Source organism: Thaumasiovibrio subtropicus, assembly GCF_019703835.1.
In the GTDB taxonomy this organism is placed as follows: domain Bacteria; phylum Pseudomonadota; class Gammaproteobacteria; order Enterobacterales; family Vibrionaceae; genus Thaumasiovibrio; species Thaumasiovibrio subtropicus.
Genome location: NZ_AP023054.1, coordinates 1,203,878 through 1,226,745 on the forward strand (window position 1 = coordinate 1,203,878; position 22,868 = coordinate 1,226,745).

Here is a 22,868-nt window from a genome sequence, read left to right on the forward strand (position 1 = left end):
CGAATTCAACGGTTCCGCATTGGCTGAACACTATCATTGAGAAAACTATGCAAAAACTGACGCTTAACAAACTGTCTAGTAAGCTATTCAAAGCTTGTGACATCCTACGGGGAAAAATGGATGCCTCCGAGTACAAGGAATACATATTTGGTATTTTGTTCCTTAAGCGTATGTCGGATCAATTCCTGAAGGATTACCAAGCGAAGGTTAAAGAGCTCAAGTCAGAAGGGCATGACGATGACGAAATCGAGCTTCTGTTAGAAGATGAAGAGCAGTTTGATTTCTACGTGCCGGAGAAAGCACGTTGGGAAAACCTCAAGCACCTGAAAACCAATGTCGGCTCAGGGCTAAACAAAGCGCTTGAAGCATTGGAAGAGAGCAATACCAAGAAAGGCTTGGAAGGCGTACTCAAGCACATTAACTTTAACCGTAAGGTGGGTAAAAAGCCTATCCCTGATGAGCGTCTGGTTGAGTTTATTCAGCACTTTGACAGCATCCCTCTCTCAAATGACGATTTTGAGTTCCCCGATCTATTGGGAGCAGCCTACGAATACCTGATCAAATACTTTGCTGACAGTGCGGGTAAAAAAGGCGGTGAGTTTTATACCCCTGCCGAAGTAGTGCGCTTGCTGGTAGAAATTCTTGAGCCTGCTGAAGGCATGGAGATCTACGATCCCACCTGTGGTTCAGGCGGTATGCTGATCCAAAGCCGCAACTACGTGCAGGAAACGGGCGGTAACGTTAAGAAAATTCACCTATTCGGCCAAGAAGACAATGGTGGCACCTGGTCTATCTGTAAGATGAATATGATCTTGCACGGAACAGGCGGCGCAGACATTGAAAATGGTGACACTCTAGCCACACCACTGCACCGAACTAAAGATGGTGAAGTACGTCCTTTTGACCGCGTCATTGCCAACCCTCCGTTTTCACAGAACTACAAGAAAGCGGATATGCAGCTCAAAGAACGCTTCAACACCTTTATGCCAGAGTCTGGCAAGAAAGGGGATTTGATGTTTGTGCAGCATATGGTGGCCTCGCTCAAAGCGAACGGTAAGGCAGCAGTGGTGATGCCTCATGGCGTATTATTCCGTGGCGCAGAAGAGCGTACTTGCCGCCAAGACTTTATTGAACGTGGCATTCTTGAAGCTGTGATTGGCCTGCCACAAGGTTTATTTTACGGTACGGGCATTCCTGCCTGTGTGTTGGTATTGAACAAAGCTGGACGCGAAAACCGTGATTCAGTGCTGTTTATTAATGCTGAACGTGAATATCGCGAAGGCAAAAACCAAAACAGCCTACGTCCTGAAGATATAGAGAAAATCACCAGTGTCTATAAAGCTATGCTGGAAGATGAAAAAAAACCAGGCGTCGAAAAATATGCGCGTCTGGTCCACAAAGATGAGCTGGCGCGCGAAGATTACAACTTCAACGTTCGCCGTTATGTCGATAACAGCCCAGCACCTGAGCCTCAAAACGTCAAAGCGCATTTAAACGGTGGTATTCCAACTCAAGAAATAGATGCGCTGCAAACCACTTGGACTGATTACCCAGGATTGAAAGAAAGCCTGCTCGTTCCACGTTCTAACAACGAGTTCCAAGATTTTGATAGTGAGTTTGAAGCACTGTCATCGCTCAAGCCGCACATTGAAAGCTTCCCGGCAGTACTGAAAAAACATGCTGATTTCCAAGCTGCTTTGGATGATTGGAAGCAAGACTTTGCTGGCTTTGAAGCAGTGGGTGACAAAAAGCTCGGTGATGAAGGTGTATTTGCACTGCGCCGCGAATCCCTAAATACCATTGAAAAGCACCTAATGCCTATCAAACTGCTGAACCAATACAAGGTGCGTGGTGCATTGGCAGATTGGTTTAAAACCCTAGAAGCGGATTTTAAATCTGTCGCTGCTAGCGGCTGGAATGCCGAGCTTATTCCTGACGAAGTGCTATTCGCCAGCCAGTGCGCAGATGTGGTGGAAGAACTGGAGACCAAACAGGCGCGCATCAGTGAACTACAAGCCTTTGTGGATGCAGCAGATGAAGAAGACTACGAGCCGACCGATGAAAACCCTGCGCTGCCGTCCGAGTATGTTAAACAGCTGAAAGATGAGTTGAAGGAGCATAAAGCAACGATCTCAGCAGGGCTAAAAGTATTAATATCGCAGATTAAAGATGCGTTTATTCAGATTAAATCAGAGGTGAAGCTACCAAAAGGCACCAAGCAAAGTGCTTACACTGCTGGCTTAACTGCCAAGGAGCTTAATTTTGCAATACACACCGAGATCATTGCTTTGGCGGCTGAGCATGATGTGCTTCTAGATAATATCGACCTTATCAAAGAGAGTGTTAGAAATGGGACTAGGGCGGCCTTGGAAGTAAAAACTATCGAGGAAAGAATAGCAGCACACAAAGCGTTAGAAGATGAGTTGAAACAGCTGAAAGCTGAAATCAAGGAAACAGAAAAGCGCCGTGATGAACTGCTTGAGATTGCCCGCGACGCAATTACACCAGAAGAAGCGAAAGTGCTGATTCTGGAACGATTCAAAACCGAGTTGGATCGCCAATACCAAAACTATGTCCGAGCATTGTTGCTTGATCGTATCGCTGCAATCGAGAACCTACATCGCAAGTACCAAGTTACCGCAAAAAGTATCATTACCAAGCGAGAGCTGGAAGCGAGCAAGCTGGCTGGCTTTATGAAGGAGCTTGGTTATGAGTGATTTACCTACGGTCAAAGTGAGTAAGTGTTGCGATATCCTTGATAACTTACGCATACCTCTCAATTCTGAAGAACGAGAGAAAATTAAAGGAAATATTCCGTACTGTGGAGCGAATGGTATTCAAGGCTATATAAGTGAGTACATCTTTGACGAAGATTTAATACTTTTAGCCGAAGATGGCGGTAATTTTGATGATTATCAGACTCGCCCTATTGCATATCGTATTTCGGGTAAATCCTGGGTTAATAATCATGCGCACGTCTTAAGGACGAAGGAAGGGTATGATTTTTCGTTTGTTTTTTATTCATTGCAGCATAAGAACGTAATCCCGTTCATTAAAGGGGGCACGAGAGCAAAACTTAATCAGGCTGAACTCCGTGAAATAACTATTTGGGATGCTCCGCTTCCAATTCAGCAACGAATTGGAGAGATCCTTGAGACGATCGATAACCAAATCGACGCCACTCAAGCCCTCATTGACAAATACACCGCTATTAAGCAAGGCATGATAGCGGATTTGTTTAGCCGAGGTATCGACCCTGAAACCAAAGCTCTTCGTCCAACGTTTGAAGAAGCGCCAGAGCTTTATAATGAGACGCCGTTGGGGATGTTGCCGGAGGGGTGGGAAGTTATTGAGTTAGAAAACCTTTTGGATGATGTAACCACTCCAATGCGAAGTGGACCATTTGGTAGTGCTCTGTTGAAAGAAGAGCTGGTCAGTGAAGGTATTCCCTTATTAGGTATAGATAATATTTTTGTTGAGCAATTCAAGGCTAACTATAAGCGCTTTGTGACTGAGCGGAAGTTTAGAGAATTATCTCGCTATGCCGTTCGAGAAAGAGACGTGGTCATTACGATAATGGGAACTGTCGGAAGATCGTGCGTTATTCCCGAATCCATAGGGCTGGCTTTATCGTCTAAGCATTTATGGACAATGACGTTTGATAAGAAGCAGATATTACCTGAACTAGTTTGTTGGCAATTGAACCATTCGCCTTGGGCTGAAAGTTGGTTTAGGCGTGAATCGCAAGGGGGAGTTATGGATGCAATCCAGTCTCAAACGCTTAAGAAGCTGAAGCTAGTCGTTCCCCCGTCAGCAGAGCAAAAAGTGATCTATGAACGTTATGCAAATTTAAATAATCATATTGAAGTTAATCAGATCTTATTGGACAAGCTGAAACTTCAAAAGACTGGCCTAATGCAAGACCTCTTAACAGGCAAAGTCCCCGTACCCGCATAACAAAAAATAAGAAAAATGGCAGCAGGCAAACACCTCGCTGCCAGCAATAAGGATATCAAACAATGTCAGAGTACCAATTGGTTGAAAAGCCGCTGCTAAACCAGCTTAAAAGCATGGGCTGGGATATAACGGATTTAGGGCAAGGTGTGCCGACCGACCCTACCACCAGCTTTCGCAGCTCTTTTCGTGAAGTCATTTTAAAAGACATTTTTAAAACCGCAGTACACCGCATTAATACCACTGATGACGGCAAGCCTTGGCTGACGGATAGCCAACTGGATATCTTGCTTGATGATGTCACCGACTTTGGTACTCACAAATTACTGGCGGCCAATGAAGAGTTTATTAGCCGTTTGCACAAGTGGCAGATCGACCGCAACGAGTTGGAAAATGAGGATGACCCAGTAGTTAAGCTGATTGATTTTGATAACTGGGAAAACAACACTTTCACTGCCATCAACCAGTTCCGCGTTGATACCCCAGGGCTAGGTAAAGAGCACATTCGCCCTGACATTGTACTGTTCGTCAACGGCCTGCCGCTGGTGGTGATTGAGTGTAAAGAGCAGTCACAGCATTGCTGCAACCCAATGGCAGCTGGCATTGACCAATTGCGTCGTTATGCTGACTTGCGTGAGCCTGAACACAGTAAGCTGCGTGAGGGAGAACCCGCTCTGTTCTTTACCAATCAGTTGATGATCAGCACGTTCGGTGATGATTGCAAAGTGGGCACCATCACCTCAAATGAAGATTACTACTTCAACTGGAAAACCATCTACCCTGACACAGAGCCCTATATCGCACCGGAAATCGGCACCCATCGCAGCCAGGAAAAGCTCGTTCAGGGTATGCTTCACCCACAAAGACTGCTTGATATCACCCGTTGTTTTACCCTGTTTATGGATACCGACAACGGCCCTCGCGTAAAAGTGATTTGCCGTTACCAGCAATTTCGCGCGGTGCAGAAAATCATTGAGCGTATGGAGCAGGGCGAAACGGGCATTCAACGCTCCGGTGTGGTTTGGCACACACAGGGAAGCGGAAAAAGCCTGACCATGGTGTTCTTGGTGCGTAAGCTTCGTCGCCATCCTGAGCTGAAAAGCTACAAAGTGCTGATGGTCAACGACAGAAATGATCTTGAAGAGCAGCTCACTAATACAGCGGCTTTAATTGGTGACAAGGTCGTTGTCATTAAAAATACGAGAGATGCGAAGGTAGAACTAGCAAACGATACGTCAAATACCAATATGGTGATGGTGCATAAGTTTCGCGAGCAAGACAGTGGTTTCCTACCGGAGTCTGTGCGTAAGCTTTTGTCTAAACAGCTTGCGGAAGCGAAAGAGGCCGGTGATGTTGATCGTATCGAAGAACTAGAGTCAGACTTTGATGCAGAGATCGTCATGCATCAGCCTTTTGGTAAGATCAATGAAGGCGAAAAAGTCCTGATCTTAGTGGATGAAGCGCATCGTACGCAGCGTGGAGGTAAAGACCGTCCAAGCCTTTCAGATAACCTGTTTGATGCTTTCCCGAATTCGACCCGAGTGGCATTTACAGGAACGCCGCTTATCGCTGATCACCACACTTATCCAACCTGGAAACGCTTTGGCGTCAATCAAGAAAAAGCCTATATCGACAAGTACAAACTTCAGGATGCGGTTGATGATGGTGCAACGTTAAAAATCCTCTACGAAGGCAAAACCGCAGACAGTGCGATTTATGACAAAGCGGGGTTTGATACCAAGTTTGAAGATCTCTTTGCGGACAGAACAGAAGAAGAGCTAAGAGAGATCCGTAAAAAGTACGGTGCGGAAGGGGATATTCTTGAAGCAGAAAAGCGCATTGAGGAAATTGCTGAGGACCTAGTAAAACACTACATAAGGCAGATTCTGCCAGCAGGCTTTAAAGCGCAGGTGGTGTGTTCTTCCAAGCAAGCGGCTATTCACTATCAAACCTATATTGAAAAGGCACTGGCGAAAGAAATCGAGCTATACAAAAAGCAGCCAGAGCAATGTATCGATAAAGCTTGGCTTGAGCGCCTTGAGTTTTTGAAAACGGCGGTTGTGATTTCAAGTGATGACACCAATGAAGCAGCATCTTTCACCTACGCCAGAAAGCAGGCTAAAGAGCTAAAAGCAGTCGATAACTTCAAGAAGAAGTTTGATCACAGCAAGCCAAATACTGGCGTCGCTTTCTTGATTGTCTGCGACATGCTGTTAACGGGCTTCGATGCGCCCATTGAACAGGTGATGTATCTCGACAAGAAACTGCGAGAGCATAATTTGCTGCAAACCATTGCCCGTGTAAACCGCACCGCGAAAGAGAAAAAACGTGGCTATATTGTCGATTATATTGGTCTTGCTCATCACCTGAGAGACGCATTGTCTATGTACTCGCAGGATGACCAAGAGGACATTCTGGAAAGCTTGCAAAACATTGATAGCGAAGTGCCGGTTTTGGAAAGTCGTTATCGTCGTTTGCTTCAGCTGTTTACCGAACTCGATGTTCACAATATCGAAGCATTTGTGAACCAGAAACTTAGTGTGGATGAGCACTATCAAGTGCAACTTCAGGCGATTTCTGTTTTAGAAGACCCTCGCCAGCGTGACAGTTTCAATGTGTTCTTGAAGAAGTTTCTTCAGAGCATGGACATCATTATGCCGAACTCCTTGGCAGATCCTTACAAAACGCCGATGTACCAGTTTGTGCATATTCAAGCGAAAGCGCGTCAACGTTATCAAGATGACAGCATGAGCTTCCAAGGTGTGGGCGCAAAGATTCGTCATCTAGTAAATGAACACCTGATTAGTCTTGGTATTAACCCCAAAGTTAAGCCTATCGACTTGTTCAGTGATGCGTTTATGACCCACATGGGAAAAGAACCGGACTTACAAGCGCAAGCCAGTGAGATGGAACATGCTATTCGTAAGCACTGCAAAGTGAATGCGGATGATGACCCAGTATTTCACAAAAAGATGAGTGAGAAGCTGGATGAGATAATCAAAAAGCACTCTGGCAACTGGGAGAAGATGATCCTAGAGCTAAGTGCTTTGCGAGATGAAATCGACGCCGGACGCGGCCCTAACGCGCAAATCTCCGACCCGTTCTTTGATTTGATTGTCAGCATTGCGTTCCCAAACGGCGAGCCTATTAAGCCTCTGGACAAGGTGAAAGCCTGTGTCGACGCCATTATGGAAGAGCTAGGTGAGAATATCAGTAGCCTAGACTTCTGGGAGCGTGAGGACTTAGTGTCTGAGTTGAGAGGGCGCATCAAAAAACGCTTTATTCTTAGCAAAGTACCGCAACTGAAAGATGCGCGTGAACAATTAACGATTGAGGTGGTGGCGCTGGCGCGTAGACGGGAGCTATTGATTCTGTCTGATCAGGCACTGAACCAACGTATAGATGAAATTATTGAAAAGCTTCGTGTGATTGATCTTGAAGCGTTGCAAAAACAAATCATCGAACAACCAGATCTCTCTATGCTGAAATATGACTTGGATGGTGTTGACTTATACTTGGCTCAAGAGTTGGAGCAATATGAGAGTTTCTATGAGCTAGCGTTGATTAAGGTAGCAACCGATATTAACTATGTTGAAGAGGCAGAACATCATTCATCGTTGCCGTATGAAGTCAGGAAGCAGTTTTTACTTAATGCTGAAGATGTTCGAGAAGCTCTTGCCGATATAATTCTTTCAATTCAATCAGAGCTAACTTTCCCTGATTTTGAACACAAGCCTATAGTTGCTTTAAAAGAGACAGAAAAAGGAAGTTTGTTCATAACTGTTGTCGTGGGGCTAATGACCAATTTTATCTACGATGTCATTAAAACGACAGCTTTGAAGGGACGACCGCCGATTAAAGATATCGTTTCAAAAGGAAAGCGAGTTAAAAATGAGTTGCCAGCGTTGATCGAACGAAATCGTGCAGAGCGCGGGCTTGATGAATCGAACTATGGGGTTTCTTATACCGAAGAAAAGAACTTAGTCGATGACGCACTAAAACAACTGCGTGACCGCAATTCATCGAAGCAAGATAAGAATAAAAATCACTAATGCACTACAAAGATATCAAATATTGCTTGAAACAAAGCAAGCGAAAGACCACCAGTATTCTTATCGAACGAGATGGGAGCGTTACTGTGCTTGCGCCGGAAAGCTACGATATTGAAAAAGTAGAGAGCATCCTTGAGGAAAAACGCAGTTGGATTTATCGCAACCTTGCAGAGTGGGAAGATCTTAACCGCACCAAAGTCGAGCGTGAGTTTGTGAGTGGTGAGGGTTTTCCCTACTTGGGCTGTAACTATCGCTTAAAGCTGGTGGACGAGCAGAAAGAAGACTTGATCCTGAAAAATGGTTACTTCCTCATGCGCCGTGATAAAGCGGAATATGGTAGCGAGCTATTTAAACACTTCTATCGCACCAAAGGGCTATCTCGCATTAGTAAACGGGTAGAGCATTTCGCCCCAAAGCTAGGAGTGGATTATCGTGCAATCCGAGTAATGGAGCTTCAGCACCACTGGGCCTCCTGTTCACCAAAAGGCGACCTGAACTTTCATTGGCGTTGTCTGATGGCCCCACTCGCAGTTCTGGATTACATCGTGGTGCATGAATTAGCTCATCGGATTGAGCGTAATCATAATGCTAATTTTTGGAACACTGTTGACAAAATTGTGCCTGATTACCAAAAACATGTTTCTTGGTTGAAGCATAATGGCGCAGGGATGGATCTTTAGTCTCTCGGACAACAAGTTAAGTTACAGTGTTTGAATTATCGTTAGAAAACATAAAGCTACTCATGCTTTTAGTGTTCCTGAGCAGGGGCTGGTTCTAGTATTCAAAGGATCTTAAGCTAATGGAGTTAAAAAATTGATGAATATTGTAGTCGTACCTTGAGGTAAGCCTATTCCAAGTAGTGGCATTAGCACGGCATATCTAAAAAATCGACCATTGGAATGACTTTTCATTCGTCACTATGTTTGATTTGAAGCTATTTGATGAGCAAGGTGATTTTCATGAAATCGGTGGGGTCAAGATTGGATTTAAAGGTCAAACTACTAAGGAAGATACCTACAGTACTCTTGATTCAACTATTGAGTCCCTTCCTGATGGATACTTTTCTGTAGGGTTAGATGTCGAGTTCTATCAGCGTATTTCTATACTTACACCGAAAACTAGAGATACATTGCTAAGTTCCCTTAAAGATATCGTCCATGAGCCAGGTTTAATTTCAATGGCTCAAGATGAAGAGGTTTTTAAAACTTCTTTATTAAGAGATGTAAGCTTGTCAGTAATAAAAGGACAGTTTGTACGCGTACTAAGTGGAAGTAATCCGCTGACCAATTTTGAATTCAAGTTTGTTAGGCCTGCACAAGATCGAATGGGTGGAATTGAACTCGAATTTGATGTTCAAGTAGAACAGAAACCAAGTACGAATATACATGCTCTCATTGGTCGTAACGGTGTTGGTAAGACAACTTTGCTTAATGGCATGATTGAAGCCATTACGAGTAGAGGGCAATCCAATGCAAAGTTTTTTGATTTAGAGAGCTGGGGAGATGCTACTCCAATCGATAATGACTATTTTAGTAGCTTGGTTTCGGTATCTTTCAGTGCCTTTGATTCTTTTGAGCCTCCTCAAGAGCAGCCAGACCCTTCTAAAGGAACCTGCTATTTCTATATAGGCTTGAAAAAAGATGAAAATACTTTGAAAGGACTGAGTGATTTACATGCTGATTTTTTGAAAGCACTGAAGACATGCTTAAGCCAATTGCCGAGAAAGGAGCGTTGGTTAAAAGCTATAGACACTTTGGAGTCAGATGAAAATTTTGCGGGTATGAAACTAAAAGAGCTCGCAGAGTTTTCAGGCAAAGAATTTACAAAGAAAGCTCGGAAACGTATAGAAAATATGAGCTCAGGTCATGCTGTTGTCTTATTAACGCTCACTCAGTTGGTTGCTAAAGTGGAGGAAAAAACACTGGTGCTAATTGATGAGCCAGAGAGTCACCTCCATCCGCCATTGCTGTCCGCTTTCGTTAGAGCTTTGTCTGATTTGCTACTAGATCGCAATGGTATATCTATTATTGCAACGCATTCTCCAGTAGTTCTTCAAGAGATCCCTCGACAATGTGCATGGAAGATCAACCGTGTTCGACGGTCTTCCGAGCCAAGTAGACCCGCTATAGAAACATTTGGGGAAAATGTCGGTATTTTGACGAGAGAAGTATTTGGGTTAGAGCTAACAAAATCTGGATTCCATGACTTATTAGTCAAGTCTGTTGCTGCTGGTGATAGTTATGAAAAAATTGTTCGTGATTATGGAGGGCAGCTAGGTATAGAAGCTAGAGCGCTATTGAAGGCACTTGTAGTGCACAGAGAACGGAGCGAGAGCTGATGCTTAAACTTAAACAACCTTTTTACGATTACGTTGATGTACTTACTCTATGTCGGGATGGCATAACGGGTAATAGAGGTCTTCTTCAGAACGTTAATGAGGCGGTTACGAGTCTGCAACAACAAGCACAAGCATATGAGGCTTCTGGTGCAACGGGTGAGTTATTTACTATCGAACCTCTTCTAATTCAAGAAGACGATGACCCTGTTGTTATCGGGCGACTGAGGAAGTCTGACTTGATAAAGTTGTACGGTAACTACATGGTGGGGAAAAAAGCCAGCTCGAGCCGTCTATGATTCCTTGATGTTGGCCGCTGATGAAAAATGTCCATTTTGTGGTGGTATTGGACGCCCTCGAAATTTGGACCATTATTTACCTAAAGTACACTTCGCTCAGTTTTCTATTGTACCTGTCAATCTAGTGCCTTCATGTCGAGACTGTAATATGGATGGCAAAGGGGAGGATTTCGCCGCGACAGAGTCTGATCAAATTATACGCCCTTATCTAGATGACGATTGTTATTTCAATGAACAGTGGCTGCATGCTAGGTATCTAGCAAACAATGATGCTGAACCAGGGGTTATTGAGTACTTTGTTTCTCCCCCCGAGCACTGGGAAGATGAACATAAAAACCGAGTTGAAAAACACTTCAACGATTTTGAGTTAGGATTGAGATTTTCAAAAGAGGCTGGTCCAAGGCTTGCCACACTAATGTCACAATATCGCGGGCTGTTAGATCTTCAAATAGATATAGAGGCTAGTAAAAATGTGATTTTTCAGAATGCCATTGACGAATCGCCATTCGTTAATCACTGGGAAAGAGTGATGTGCATGGCTTTGATGTCCGAATTGTAATGGGATGCAGGAAGTAATACCTTTGGTAATGCATTGTATTTTGATTTAATGGCTATTTATTTCAGTAGTTTAATTGGTTAGTCCTGATGTCTCACTCTCGCCAAATTCGAAGCCCCAGCAGAAATGCTGGGTTTTTTCGTTCTGGCGCTTACCCCGCGTGCTAACTACTTTATCTTCTACTGTAGCCATCCTTGTCTCTATTTTTCAAATCTTACGGATTTCAGTTCGATGAACGGGGAAAAAACATAATTGCTATTTGACGACGATCGACGCATTGCGTGCTGACTCGCAGTATCTCTTCAACTTTTATCTGTTGCGAATTATTCCTTGATATGGTTTAGCGATACTTAATCTATGGTCTTCACACAAGCCACGATTTGTCTATTACCCGGAAATAGAAAGTAAGAGGTCAATTTGGTTACTTTTAAAGAACTTGGGATGGAGTTCCCTCTTTTTGAAGCACCCGTTGAAGATGCCATAGTCGACGGGGCTGGTAATTGTTCGCACTGCAAAGCTGAATCCCCGGTTTTGTTTAATGAGTTTTGCTTTTCTTGTTTCAGGTCGGGAGAGGGAAGCAATACGGTTGATACCGAGTATGGGATGGTGAGTAAGGAAGACTCACTCAAAGGGTGCACCTATGGGATTCCATTAGACCCAAATGATCTTCCTGATCTTCCGCTGATTGCTCATGAGGTTGATCCTCAGTTTCCCGACGAACATTGGTACAGTGTTCAGTTCAAACCTGCTGATTTAATCGAGCTTACTCGCACTCCCATCTACCATACATCACAAGGTGAGCAATGGCTGTTTTGTTGCGAGAGACCTTCCATATTTCTTGGCCACTGTAGTTCAGATAAATTAGCTGAAATTGCAGAGGAAAAAAAGCTGAGCATTGAAGCTACACTGAACAGTCTCCTTTCGCATCCCTTTGATGATATGTGTTGGCTGGTAAGCGCTATTGATAGTGGACTCTGTGATTTATACCTGTTCCGGTGCCAACAGTGTTCTAAGCTTCATGCTCACTTCGACATGGATTAGCTTAGGAGGCACGAGAATGAACGCAGACCTTTACACCGTCGCTGACGTACCATCACCATCTTTACCACAAACTCACATTTCCCTCTGCCGTTTTTGCTCTGCTACCGTTAGAATAGCCACACTCCACCTAACTTCCGAATCTATAGGAATGCCATGAGCAGCCAAAACGCACTCTCTAGCGATATAGTGATTGTCAGTAACTCTTCCGATAACCCTTTTGCCATCGATGTCGCTTATGCGATGGGGCAGCATGAAGACATCTCTGATGTCATCAGTATGAAGCACTTTATGAACACGGAGTTTTGCCCCCGTTTTATCTCTGATGAAGATGACATGGAAAGCATCGGAAACAGTTTGGATGGTAAGACGGTTGTTATCGTCAGTACCGGCAATCTAGTCACCAGCCGTCAAGAATTAGCGATGCATAACTTTATCATTGCTCGCGCGGCCAAAGAGAATGGTGCCAGCCGTGTGGTGCTGGTGGAGCCTGACTTGTTCTTCTCTGCGCAAGATCGTGGTGCGCGTCCAGAGCTCGGTGATACAGGGGGAGAGCGTTCTGTTGCGGACATTAAGAAGTTTGATGGTCAGCCGTATACGGCGCAGTTATACGCGCAACTATTAAAGCTATCTGGGGTTGATGATGTGGTGACGGTTCACAACCACTCAGAGTCGGTGCAGAAGATGTTTGGCGACGTGTTTGGTGGCCGTTTCTACAACCTCATTCCTTATCAGATTTATGCCCACTATTTATTGAACTCAAACATTTTGAACTACGGCCCAGAGGGTGAAGGGCTGGTGTTATGTGCACCAGACAAAGGGGCGCGCGATTTCGTTAAAGAGATGTACAACAGAATTGGTTTGAGCAAGGCCAAATTTATCATGTTGGATAAAGAGCGCACGGCAGAGCGTAAAGTGGAAATCACCCTGCATAAAGAGAGTGAAGATACCTTCGAAGGATTAGAAAACCCAAGCATCGTACTCTTTGACGATATGGTTCGCACTGGCTCAACAGTGGTGCAATCGTGCCAGTTCTTGCAGCAGCTCAAGCCTGAACGTATGGTGTTTACGGTTTCACACTTCTACGCCAGTACTGAAGGGCGCGAGCGTATGTCTCATCCTGCACTGGGTGAGATCTTAACGCTGAATACCATGCCGACGATTCTCAACCGAGATGAGCAAGGTCGTTTGCGCAAGAAAATGGTCGTGCTAAAAATCGAGAAGTATTTAGCGCAGGAGTTGAGCAAAATTTTAGCCATCCCGCCGCGTTTAGAAGAAGAAAACCCTTATAAGATTGATATGTCTTCTAAGAACCCACGCTTTCAGCGCAAAATTTGGTTCTCTGATCAGTTATCTGAACTTAAGGGCTAATTTAGGCCATATCGCCCGATGATGGGCGAGTAAGTTAATCACGGCACAGACTTATCAAAGTTGTGCCGTTTTTTGTTTTATCTCCCTTGCGATGACTTATTGGTCTGTGGTTATTTCAAAGACTTGTCTGCTTCAAAGATCAATTTATTTGGTCGTTAATGGTTGATAGGAAATTTTGAAAAGTAGCTATCTTGAGTAGGTATAAGGTTATATGGCGTTTTTAATTAAAGATACACAGCTAAAAGTAAAGCCCGTCGCGATGACACAGCAAAATGAGAAATACATTCCTTTTCCAACGCAGGAAGAGGTCGCGTTTGATAGCGACGCGCTGTTGCCGATTGGTTTGCTCTCTTATGATCAGTTCGATGAAAGGGATAACGAGCAGATACTTATCGCGGTACCGAACGTGCAAGGAACATTTGATGGTGACTATGAGTATTTGACTTACTCAAAAACGGCTCAAGGATGGCGACTTGATGAAGAGTATGCCGATGCGTTGGAGTACAAGCTAGAAGAGTACATGACTGAGCATTATCAGAAAGCAGTGTCTTTTTTCAATGAAAATCGTCATTTAACCTATGGACTAGAAGAAGGTGAGGCAACGGCGCTGTTTGAGCTAGGTGGACAGCCGCCGTTAGGGCAAAACTGGGATGCGGTGCTCTATGATGAGATGGGGGATAACCCTGAGTTAGATCACTATCATGAAGTGATGGACGAAGAAAGTGGTGAAAACTTTGACCATATGAGCACGCGAGAGATTACTTATCTTAACGAAGAGAGTGACAAGGAGTTCATTTTCTTGGGCGCCTTTAGCTATGACACCTATTTAGAGGGTGGTGGCGAATGCATTGTTTTCTATCAACCTGAACTGAAGAAAGTGATGGTCGTGGCCGAGTTCTCATAAAGTACGTCGAGTTACCCCTTTATTGGCAATATGTTTGTGGATAAACAGCGCCGCCCTCTCTCGAGGGCGGCGTTTTGCTTTTATGGCATCTCATCGATGACAGGCGGAGCATAATGTTTGGCATCGAGCTTAAGCCATTCCGGTAACAAAGTACCAATGGAGATGGAAGACCAGGTGCCGCAAACAATGCCGATAAACAGTGCGGTGGCAAAACCGCGTAAGGGCTCGCCACCCATGAACCACAGTGCGGCAACGGTGAGAAGTGTTGTGCCTGAGGTGACGACGGTACGTGAAAAGGTGCTGCGCACGGCGTTATCACACACTTCGCCGATGGCCATCTCAGGTTTGGCGGTGAGGTATTCGCGGATACGGTCAGCAATGATAATCGAGTCATTTAGCGAATAGCCTAAGATAGCCAACACGGCAGCAAATACCGTTAAGTCGAATGCCATTTGCGTTAACGCAAAAAAGCCCAGCACCAACACGACATCATGGATGAGGGCAATCATAGCACCGCTCGCCAATCGCCACTCAAAGCGATAACTGAGATAGGCTAAGATGGCCATTAGGGTCGCAAATAAGGCGAGCCCACTCTGTTCCATCAAGTCTTGCCCGACTTGTGCACCAACGATGCTATTGCTAACAAGGGAGATGTTGTCGCTCATTGTGCTCAGCACTTCACTCGTCGCCATCTCAACGCTAGGTGCTTGGTAGCGAATCACCCAACGCCCATCACCGCCAAGTGGTGTGACGGTGGCATTGACGCCGAGCGCATTCTCAAAACCCGTTTTTAAGGTTTCGCTGTCAATGTGCAGTGGCGCTTCAACTTCCGTCATCATGCCGCCAGTAAAGTCGAGGCCATAGTTAAGCCCTCGTGTGCCTAATGACATGAGTGCGAGGGTTAAAAACATCACCGAAAACCAACCGGTGATTAAGCGAACACGTCGCATGTGTTGAGTAAAGAAAGCGTTCATTATTAAATCCTCACATCTCGGCGGGTGTCTTGGCCCCAAAGTAGATTGATCACGGCGCGGGATACAAAGATGCCCGTGAACATGCTGGTGACTAACCCTAACCCGAGGGTTAAGGCAAACCCCTTGATGGGGCCGCTACCAATGCTAAAGAGCACTAGGGCGGTGATCATGGAGGTCAAGTTGGCATCCAGTATGGTGCGAAATGCGCTGGAAAAACCGAGATCAATCGCTTGCGCATAGCTGCGACCAGATTGGAGTTTGTCGCGAATTCGTTCAAAGATGAGCACATTGGTATCGACGGCCATACCCACAGTCAACACGATGCCGGCAATACCGGGAAGGGTCAGCACCGTCCCCGGTAGTAGAGCGATGAGACCAAGTAGTGAGACCATATTGAGTAGCAATGCGGCATTCGCTACCCAGCCAAGTCGGCGATACCAGCACGCCATAAATGCCAGAGTCAGCGATAAGCCCAGAGCCAGTGCCGAAAAGCCGTTGCGAATGTTTTCGCTACCGAGTGACGCGCCAATCGTGCGCTCTTCAACGATGGTAATCGGTGCGGTGAGCGAACCCGCCCGTAGCAGTAAGGCGAGCTGTTGTGCATCTTGGCGAGAGCCCGCGCCGGTGATCCGAAACTGACTCCCCAGTTGGGTTTGGATGGTGGCAATACTGATAACGCGCTCTTGCAGTGCCATGCTGCCATCCTCGTTGGTGTGGTATTCACGATAGACCGTGGCCATCGGTTTACCAATATTCGTCCCAGAGTGTGATTGCATGACACGCCCACCTGCGCTGTCGAGTGAGATATTGACCTCAGGACGTCCCATCTCATCACTGCCGGATTGCGCATTCACAATATGATCGCCCGTCAATATTGGACGCGGCGCGAGAACAATAGGGTTGCCTTGTTCATCGTCTAATATCAGGTTTCTACGGTTAAAGCGGGTTTCCTCAGCCAATACTTCGTAGAAAGCGAGGCTGGCCGTTGCGCCAATGACTTGTTTCGCTTGGGTTGGATCTTGAACACCCGGCAGTTCAATACGGATATGATGTTCGCCCTGACGTTGCACCAGTGCTTCGGTGATACCGAGTTCTTCAATACGCTCACGCAGTGTCGTGAGATTTTGCTGAATGACATCGCGGGTAAATTGGGTGATAAACGCGTCTGATGGTGCGACAACAAGCGCTCGAGACCCTCGTTCGAGAGTCCAACCTGAGTGATGTTGACGTAGATAGCGGTGAACAATTTCGCGCGCTTTGTCTGAGGTGTTCACTAACATGAGTTCGTCACCCGTAGGCACAAAACGTACCCCCGTAATGCGTTCTGCGCGCAATTCAGCACGAAGTGCATCTTCGATGGCATCACGTTGTTCAAAGAGCGCTGTTTCGATATCAACTTTCAACAGAAACTGCACCCCGCCACGTAGGTCCAAGCCGAGTTTTATGGGGGTGAAGCCCAATTGCTGCAACCAGTGAGGGGCAACGGAGACATAGCCAAAGGTTAAGCTGTCATCGTCACTGAATACTGCGTTCAGTAACGCCGCTGCTTTCGCTTGTTGATCTTCGTCTTCAAAGATCAGTTGTGTACCTTGGCTATCTTGTTCGATAGCCAATGGTGTTAGGTTGTTATCGAGTAACGTGCGTGACAGTGCGCCTATATCGAATGTTGATTGATGGGGTAGCAATACGGCGGGTTTTTCACCATACCAAGTGGGTAAAGCGCTTAAGGTCAGGGTGATGATCGCAATGATCAAAATGATATATTTCCACGTCGGGTAGCGGTTTAATGCCTGCGACGTTGGGCGTGCATTTCTCATAGGTATTCTTGTCCTCTCAGTACGGGCTGAGTCAGAAAAATCAGGGATTTAAACTGGTGTGACCGTGGCGAGCTGCACGCAGAAGCGAGCGCTCTGATGTCACAGAGGATCAGGAAAATTGGCTATTGAGTGCCACATAGAGGGCGTTGGTTTCTTTCCACCCCGCTAACCGGAAGTGATGGGCATAACTTCGATAGGGAGCCTCAGTGAATTGAAGCGAGTCAGCCACAGTGTGTTGCGTAAAGGTCGCCGTCAGGAAAGGAGGTGTTGTGGGCTCTTCATCACTGTCACTGCTTCGAACTTGTCTCAGCAGGCCACAAGCGCGTGTCTGAGGCAATACCGCCAGTTCGTTAGGGGTGATGGGGGTGTCAGATTGGGGCGCAGGGGATCCAATATCCCATGGCGCATTATGGGGAAGCTGCAGTGATGTTCCCGCGTGTTGAGCGCCTGATAGCAGATAGTCTTGTGCCGTAGCTGGTAACACGTTTACCAGCAGAACAAACCAAATGATATGGAAAATCCGCAGCAACATACTGTTATGCTCTCAGTAAGGGGAAGGAAATTGTATGGCGTGTTTGCGGGAAGAACAAGCGAAAATGTGACGACAGTTGCACTTCTCTATCTGAAGGTGCCCTTGATTGGGCACCTTGTTGAGAGGAGGCTAGACCATTTCAGTATCGACAGAATCGTGCGACGCTTCGGTGCTCGACGTGGCGCTTTGAGGCTGAGAAAGCCAATACTTATCCGGCGATAGAATATTATTGGGGTCCATTGCCTGTTTGAGATTGGCTAGGAACTGGCGGTTGGCTTGGTTAATGTAAGGCGTAATGGGTTCAAACAGGTTTGAGCCACTGCGGTATGGGCAGTAACCCGCGCCAAGCAAGGCATCATCCACCTCTTGATAAAAAGCGGCGGCTTTTTCAATTTCTTCCGGTGTTTTGCCATAGCGAATGTTGGCAATAAGTACCACGGCGCGCCCGGTGATATTGGTCATTGAATAGCGCTCTTCGTAGCCATATTTTTCAAACACGGTTTTGCAGGTGGCAATCATTTTGGCGATGCTATCAGGTGTCGGGCTGCTGATTGCGCATATCCAACGGAAGTAAGCCGGAAACTCAGAGGTCTTCATCTCTGAATGGGCGTCGCGATAATCGAGCAAGGTTTTGACTGCATCATCAGAGGGTACGCCTTTCTTCAGATCAACGATGAGTTGCAAGCTCGATATCATTGGGTTTTTAAGGTACGTATTGATCTTCTTGAGTATTTTCCAGCGAAAATCGTTCAGCATCACCACGCGTGAGTTAGGGATGCTTCGACTGATCACTTTCTTAAAGTGTTTGAAACGCGCTTTAACGATGCCTTTTGGCCCTGCTAATGAGGTGGTCAGGACCCAAGCGGCCGGCGCCTTGATCGCTTGGTCGCCCAACGCACGTGCCATACTCACGGTATGTACGCCGCTGGTGACAACGCCGTCGAGTTTAAGCTTGGCAATGGTCGAGACCATCGCCGGGGCATCCTCATCATTTTTGCACAACACCATCACCGTCATTTGATGTTCGGGTTTAGGTTGTACGGCAATGGCCATTTCTAACACGATGCCCAAGTTCGACTGTGAGAAGAGGCCATTGACGACAGGGCCAATACCATAAGGGTAGAGATGAGCGGCAATGCTCTCATCAAACATGCCCATCCCCGTGTTAATGATATCGCCATTAGGGAGCAGAACACGCATCGAGAGCACGTTACCAAATCGGTCACTGTAATCGGTATGGCCGAAACCGCGCTCCAAAATGTTACCCACTACGCTGGTGTGCAACCCCGCGGCGGTGACATCCAGTTGCAAATTGGAGTTTGCTGCTTGTAGTGCTTGATAGAGTTCGGATTGAGTAATGCCAGCCTGTACTCGTACAAACGCATGTGCTTCATTGATCTCTAGCGTTTGATTAAGTCGACTTAAATTAACGATAACTTGATTGGCTTTCGTCCCTTGAGATGTGCCGTAGCCCCAGTTTCGGCCCTGTGCCACGGGGTGGATCTCAAATTGGTGCTGGTTGGCGGCTTTGACTAGAGCGACAAGTTCTTGTTCGGATTCTGGAAAAACAATGGCGACGGGAGGGTGGATACTGCCGTTGAGAGCGAGCCCTTGCTCTTGCAATGTTTCGTGATCTTGAATGATTTGGGAAGTGGAAAATATATCACTGAGGTGATTAATTATCGGAGTAGCCATTATTGAATTCCCCTTACTGAATAGTTTGCGTTCACTGGGTTGCATATTAATATGCTTGCCAATCCAAATAGATATTTACTTCGTCGATTTACATCATGTAGATATTTATTTGCGATCTGCCACTCAATAATCATGTATTCGGAAGTGTAAGAAAAACACGGATATTAACTTGCCTCAAACAACAGGCTATTGTGTCTTATCTTTAATCGCTCAATTATTGACTGTTTTGTTATTTGAAGCTAGCGAGGGGCAGGATGAAATACGGTACATTCAAAAATATATATTGCCAAACAGAAGAAGAAAAAATCACCGCATATAATATTCGTTATCAGGCATACACTCATGTTGGATTTAACCCAACAGATACTCATGGCTTATTTACGGATCCGCACGATGAAGCGCCAAACAACTTTACCTTTTTGCTAAAAGATAATGGGAAACCTATTGGCACAACGCGGCTGAGTATCGTGCATCGTCCTTTCGGCTGGATAGATGTTCCCAGCCGCGCTGGGTTTGAAGACGAGTTTTTAGCCTTAGAGCAAGAGTATGACGCCATTATTGAAGCGGGACGACTTGCGGTGTTACCTGATCTCAGGGGCTCAACGCCAACTGTGATTGAAGCGTTACAGTGCGCCCCTTACTCTTTCATGTCTAAGTTTGGTCGTACAGCCATTGTGTGTGCATCGGGTAAACGCCACTTACGTTATTACCAGCGCAACGGTATGAAGAGCATGTGTGGTTTTGCGCCAAGGCCGAATGCAGCGATTGAGTTGACGTTAATGGTGAAAGATTGTGATTTCGAGCGCCATATCACGCAGTGTGGAATGAAACAAAGTACCATCGATAACCTCATTCCTACGATCCCGAAAGAAAAGTTGGATAATCATCGACAAATTGAATGTCTAGTATAGAAATAACTATTTTGGAAAGGCGAAGGCATTAATATATCGCACAATGGAATACTGACAAATTAGTTATTACAAAGAAGGTCATGACGATTATTTAATAGTGCTATGCACTCTCCCGCTACCGACTATTTATAAATTCGGGTTGAGATTTCTACATAGAGTTAAAAAGGGAGTACGCCGATTTTGTCAATAAATCATACCCAAGGTTCTAATTGAAACTTGGGTATCGTCAAGCTTTTTGAGCTAGCTTGAGCATGGTAGGTTAGTGCTTGAAGGTATTTGCAGCGTTAGGGTTGAGGGATACCATATCACCGACGGGATTAATCAAGTGTGGGATGATCTTTGGCAGATTCAAGACGATATCTTCATCTTCCACGGGGTTAATGTGTAGGTGATACCAGCCAAGCAAGCCAAACACGGCATAGCCAATCGCTTCATCTTCGTCGCCATGCTCGATGATAATTTGTAGGAAACGCAATAGGGTTTTGTCGTTTGCCCCGGCTTGGTCAAAGGTCTCTTTGTAGATAGCGATGGCTTCACCAACTAAGCCTTCAAAATCAGTTTCAATTGCGAGTTGAAATGACCCGCCATCAACAGAAATTTTCATAGTTATTTATCACTTGTAGGGATGAATGAGGGAGTGAGGGAATATTAGCGGATTCCCTCATTGATGTCGCGCTTCGTTATTTATTTTATATTCGAGCAACCACTAGGTGCTTGTTCAGCGAGAGTTTCTAGGCTTGCATCGAAGCGCTGCTTTGAAGGTCAAGTGGGCTTCTTCAAAAGGAAGCAACAGAGGTGGCGAGCCTAGAAAGCTCGCCCTTCTGAAGTCTACACCTTGAGGTCGTTAGAACATAGACCTTGCGCGACCGCCATCTGCTGCGCAAATCGCGGGCCGAGCCATAAGCTAGGCAGCAGGATCAAGGAGACAGGGACTGCGGTAATGACGATAAAAGATTGCAGCGCACTGATGCCACCTTCTCCCATCGCAATCAAGGCAATGGCGACCAACCCCATGGTAATGCCCCAAAAAGCACGGATGATCGCATTGGGCTCTTTGTCACCGCTGATGACCATGCTGATGGTGTAGGTCATCGAGTCGCCAGTGGTGACAATAAAGGTAGTGGTCAAGATGAGAAACAAGATCGAAACCAACACTGGCGCGGGCAACTGACCAGTAATTGCCAATAACACAGCAGGCAGATTAAACCCTTCAAACGCAGAAGCAATAACGCCGGGATTCGCCATTTCAAACGCCAGTCCACTGCCACCGATGGCGCTGAACCAGAAACAGGTAATCAGCGGCGCGACAATACTGATGGAAAGGACTAGCTGACGCAGGGTACGACCACGAGAAATACGCGCAATGAAAATGGCCATCATTGGCCCATAGCCAATAAACCATCCCCAGAAAAAGACTGTCCACCAACTTAGCCAGCCAGTGTCTTGGCGATAGAGGGCCATCACGACAAAGTTATCGACTAATGTACCGACCCCTTGTAGGTAGCCATCAATAATAAAGGCCGAGGGGCCAAATAGCAGAATAAAGCCGATCAGCAGAGTGGAAAGTATGATGTTGTAGCGGCTCACCAGTTGAATGCCTCTGCCCACGCCACTGAGCGCAGACAAGGTGTACATGGCCATTGCAAACAGAATAACGGTAACCTGCGTCGCAAAGGTATCAGGTAGACCGAACAAGCTATTTAGCGCATAGCTAACCTGCAAGCCGAGAAAGCCAATGGGGCCAATAGTGCCTGCTGCAACAGCAATAACGCAGAAGGTATCGGTAAGGGTGCCGATTTTACCGTCGATGGCGCGTTGACCAAACACAGGGTAAAGCAGGGTTCGAGGTTTTAGAGGAAGGCCTTTGTCGTAGTGGAGATGCATTAGCACTACCGACGTTAAGCAGCCCAAAATGGCCCAAGCTAGGAAACCCCAGTGCATAAAGGATTGGGATAGGGCATTGATAGCTGATTGCTTTACCGATACCTCACCAAAGAGAGGGGGGGTAGAGACAAAGTGTGCAATGGGTTCCGCTGCGGCCCAAAACACGCCGCCTCCGGCGAGTAAGGTGCAGAGCACTATCGATAACCATTTGAAGGTGGAGATTTCAGGTGTTTGAATCCCCCCTAATCGCACCGCGCCCGTGCGTCCTAACGCTAGCGCAATACCAATGACAAAGTTGGCGAGCAAAAGCACCTGCCAAAAGGCGCCAAAATAGGTGGTTGCCAGATTAAAACCTGTGTTTACAAGGGTAGATAGTAGTGGTGCGTTGGTCACTGCTAATAGAACAAAAACAATAAAAAAAGCACTACTGAGCTGGAATGTAGGGTTACTTAATTGGAGTTTCTGAAAAAGGTTTGCCGTTTCCTGAGCGGAGGGACTTTCAGCCAAAACAGCACTGCTGGTGGCTTGAGTCATATCGGACATGAG

Annotated in this window: 17 protein-coding genes; 11 read left to right on the forward strand and 6 right to left on the reverse strand. The window is 46.0% G+C overall.

The features are described from left to right. Positions 1-47: 47 nt before the first annotated feature. The 10 genes from TSUB_RS05665 to TSUB_RS05710 all read left to right on the forward strand — a co-directional run bounded on the left by TSUB_RS05665 (position 48) and on the right by TSUB_RS05710 (position 14,509). The gene (locus TSUB_RS05665) at positions 48-2,717 is read left to right on the forward strand and encodes a type I restriction-modification system subunit M (RefSeq protein WP_087019681.1); all 2,670 of its coding nucleotides are present in this window, start codon (positions 48-50) and stop codon (positions 2,715-2,717) included. Beyond that, on the forward strand, positions 2,710-3,957 hold the full coding sequence (locus tag TSUB_RS05670; RefSeq protein ID WP_087019684.1) for a restriction endonuclease subunit S: 1,248 nt from the start codon (positions 2,710-2,712) through the stop codon (positions 3,955-3,957). Before TSUB_RS05665 ends, TSUB_RS05670 begins: the two co-directional genes overlap by 8 nt. Before the next feature lie 62 nt (positions 3,958-4,019). Further along, the gene (locus TSUB_RS05675; RefSeq protein WP_087019688.1) at positions 4,020-8,006 is read left to right on the forward strand and encodes a type I restriction endonuclease subunit R; all 3,987 of its coding nucleotides are present in this window, start codon (positions 4,020-4,022) and stop codon (positions 8,004-8,006) included. Beyond that, positions 8,006-8,686: a M48 family metallopeptidase gene (locus TSUB_RS05680; RefSeq protein WP_087019691.1), complete on the forward strand. Its 681-nt coding sequence runs from the start codon at positions 8,006-8,008 to the stop codon at positions 8,684-8,686. Before TSUB_RS05675 ends, TSUB_RS05680 begins: the two co-directional genes overlap by 1 nt. A 239-nt stretch (positions 8,687-8,925) precedes the next feature. After that, positions 8,926-10,344: an AAA family ATPase gene (locus TSUB_RS05685; protein ID WP_246616407.1), complete on the forward strand. Its 1,419-nt coding sequence runs from the start codon at positions 8,926-8,928 to the stop codon at positions 10,342-10,344. Beyond that, positions 10,344-10,640 carry a hypothetical protein gene (locus tag TSUB_RS05690; protein ID WP_202819744.1) on the forward strand — a complete coding sequence of 99 codons (297 nt, stop codon included), beginning with the start codon at positions 10,344-10,346 and terminating at the stop codon, positions 10,638-10,640. Before TSUB_RS05685 ends, TSUB_RS05690 begins: the two co-directional genes overlap by 1 nt. A gap of 7 nt (positions 10,641-10,647) precedes the next feature. Continuing rightward, a complete protein-coding gene (locus TSUB_RS05695; RefSeq protein WP_202819745.1) occupies positions 10,648-11,199 on the forward strand; it encodes an HNH endonuclease in 552 nt (183 codons plus the stop codon). Between the two features lie 414 nt (positions 11,200-11,613). Continuing rightward, positions 11,614-12,237: a CbrC family protein gene (locus tag TSUB_RS05700; RefSeq protein WP_159064883.1), complete on the forward strand. Its 624-nt coding sequence runs from the start codon at positions 11,614-11,616 to the stop codon at positions 12,235-12,237. A gap of 153 nt (positions 12,238-12,390) precedes the next feature. After that, entirely contained in the window at positions 12,391-13,605 is a 1,215-nt protein-coding gene (locus TSUB_RS05705; protein ID WP_087019697.1) for a phosphoribosyltransferase family protein, read from the forward strand. 211 nt (positions 13,606-13,816) lie between these two features. Continuing rightward, positions 13,817-14,509 (forward strand): hypothetical protein, encoded by a 693-nt coding sequence (locus TSUB_RS05710; RefSeq protein ID WP_087019700.1) that lies wholly within the window; start codon positions 13,817-13,819, stop codon positions 14,507-14,509. Positions 14,510-14,589: 80 nt separating this feature from the next. On the opposite strand, the gene secF is transcribed toward TSUB_RS05710, so the two are convergent. The 4 genes from secF to TSUB_RS05730 all read right to left on the reverse strand — a co-directional run bounded on the left by secF (position 14,590) and on the right by TSUB_RS05730 (position 19,527). Then, positions 14,590-15,483, reverse strand: a complete 894-nt coding sequence (gene secF, locus TSUB_RS05715; RefSeq protein WP_087019703.1) for a protein translocase subunit SecF — start codon at positions 15,481-15,483, stop codon at positions 14,590-14,592. Between the two features lie 2 nt (positions 15,484-15,485). Then, complete coding sequence (gene secD / locus TSUB_RS05720; protein WP_087019706.1) at positions 15,486-17,300, reverse strand: protein translocase subunit SecD; 1,815 nt, start codon at positions 17,298-17,300, stop codon at positions 15,486-15,488. 109 nt (positions 17,301-17,409) lie between these two features. Next, positions 17,410-17,832 carry a hypothetical protein gene (locus TSUB_RS05725; protein ID WP_087019709.1) on the reverse strand — a complete coding sequence of 141 codons (423 nt, stop codon included), beginning with the start codon at positions 17,830-17,832 and terminating at the stop codon, positions 17,410-17,412. Positions 17,833-17,961: 129 nt separating this feature from the next. Beyond that, positions 17,962-19,527 carry an FAD-binding oxidoreductase gene (locus TSUB_RS05730; RefSeq protein ID WP_159064884.1) on the reverse strand — a complete coding sequence of 522 codons (1,566 nt, stop codon included), beginning with the start codon at positions 19,525-19,527 and terminating at the stop codon, positions 17,962-17,964. A 254-nt stretch (positions 19,528-19,781) separates the two neighbouring features. Between TSUB_RS05730 and TSUB_RS05735 the strand changes: the two genes are divergently transcribed. Further along, the gene (locus TSUB_RS05735; RefSeq protein ID WP_087019715.1) at positions 19,782-20,438 is read left to right on the forward strand and encodes an N-acyl amino acid synthase FeeM domain-containing protein; all 657 of its coding nucleotides are present in this window, start codon (positions 19,782-19,784) and stop codon (positions 20,436-20,438) included. Between the two features lie 259 nt (positions 20,439-20,697). On the opposite strand, the gene TSUB_RS05740 is transcribed toward TSUB_RS05735, so the two are convergent. Both TSUB_RS05740 and TSUB_RS05745 read right to left on the reverse strand, forming a co-directional pair. Continuing rightward, the gene (locus TSUB_RS05740; protein WP_087019718.1) at positions 20,698-21,042 is read right to left on the reverse strand and encodes a hypothetical protein; all 345 of its coding nucleotides are present in this window, start codon (positions 21,040-21,042) and stop codon (positions 20,698-20,700) included. 224 nt (positions 21,043-21,266) lie between these two features. After that, positions 21,267-22,865 carry a BCCT family transporter gene (locus TSUB_RS05745; RefSeq protein ID WP_087019721.1) on the reverse strand — a complete coding sequence of 533 codons (1,599 nt, stop codon included), beginning with the start codon at positions 22,863-22,865 and terminating at the stop codon, positions 21,267-21,269. Between the last annotated feature and the right edge of the window lie 3 nt (positions 22,866-22,868).